Consider the following 1,286-nt stretch of genomic DNA (forward strand, 5'->3'; position numbering starts at 1 on the left):
CCTGACTTGTTCAATCGAGCCCAGACGCACGGTCTGCAGCCGTAGCGTCCAGGGTGCCGGTCGGCACGGGCCCGTAGGCTCCTTGCCGCCCCTGGCGGGCTGGCTCACCGATAGCGTGCCGCCGCCGACCGGCACCCACGCGGTGTGGCTCGACAGAGGCATGGAGATGACACGTTGACTTCAAGTCAGGATGCCCACCGCCCGCCCCCTTCCTCATCGAGTGCAAGGCGATCCTGTGATCCTGATCGGTGTCGATCCCCACAAGTCCTCCCACACCGCCGTCGCCGTCGACACCGCAGGCCATCAGGTCGCTCAGCGCCGGTTTACCGTCAACGCCGGCACCTTCCGCCAGCTGATGCGCTGGTGCGCGCAGTGGCCAGACCGCCGCTTCGCCATCGAAGGCGCTCGCGGCCTGGGCCGCACGCTCGCCCAGCAACTGGCTGCCGCAGGCGAGAACGTCGTCGACGTCCCCTCCACCCTGTCGGCCCGGGCCCGGCTGTTGGCCACCGGCGGTGACCGCAAGACCGACACCAATGATGCCCGCCACGTCGCCCAAGTTGCTCTGTTCCGCCACGACCTGCGGCCCGTTGAGCCCGAGGACCAGACCACGATCCTGCGGCTGCTGACCGAACGGCACGACGACCTGGTCCACGAACGTACCCGCGTACTGAACCGGCTTCACGCCGTCCTGCGCGACCTGCTGCCCGGTGGCGTCCCCACTGGCCTGTCCGCCGACAAGGCGGCCGCCGTCATGAAGGGCATCCGGCCCGTGACCGCCACCAATGCCTGCCGCCGGGACATAGCCCGCGACCTGTTGGCCGACTTGCGTCGCCTGGACAGGCAGGTCAAGGACAACGAAGCCGAGATGCGTGACACTCTCGCCGCGACCCGCACCATGCTGACCACCCTGCCGGGTCTGGGCACAGTGCTGGCCGCCAAGGTCATTGGCCACGTCGGCGATGTCAGCCGCTTCCCCACCGAGCACCACTTCGCCAGCTACACCGGCAGTGCACCCCTGGACGCCTCCAGCGGCAACAACGTCCGTCACCGGCTCAACACCGGCGGCAACCGCGCACTCAACTCGGTCCTGCACATCATCGCCATCTGCCAAATCCGCAACGGCGGCCGCGGACAGGACTACTACCTGCGCAAAATCACGGAAGGAAAGACACCCGCCGAAGCCCGCAGAGCCCTCAAACGCCGCCTGTCCAACGTGGTCTACCGGATCATGAAACGCGACCAACGAGACCTGCTCGCTCAGGCCGCTTGACACACAGAGGCGCTAT

At 67.7% G+C, this 1,286-nt stretch carries 1 protein-coding gene; it reads left to right on the forward strand.

Going from position 1 to position 1,286, the window contains the following annotated elements; all coding sequences use genetic code 11:
• Positions 1 to 235 precede the first annotated feature (235 nt).
• A complete protein-coding gene (locus ACIBK0_RS51945; RefSeq protein WP_399097563.1) occupies positions 236 to 1,270 on the forward strand; it encodes an IS110 family transposase in 1,035 nt (344 codons plus the stop codon).
• Positions 1,271 to 1,286: the final 16 nt, after the last annotated feature.

Source organism: Streptomyces sp. NPDC050564 (assembly GCF_044457265.1).
Taxonomy (GTDB): Bacteria; Actinomycetota; Actinomycetes; order Streptomycetales; family Streptomycetaceae; genus Streptomyces.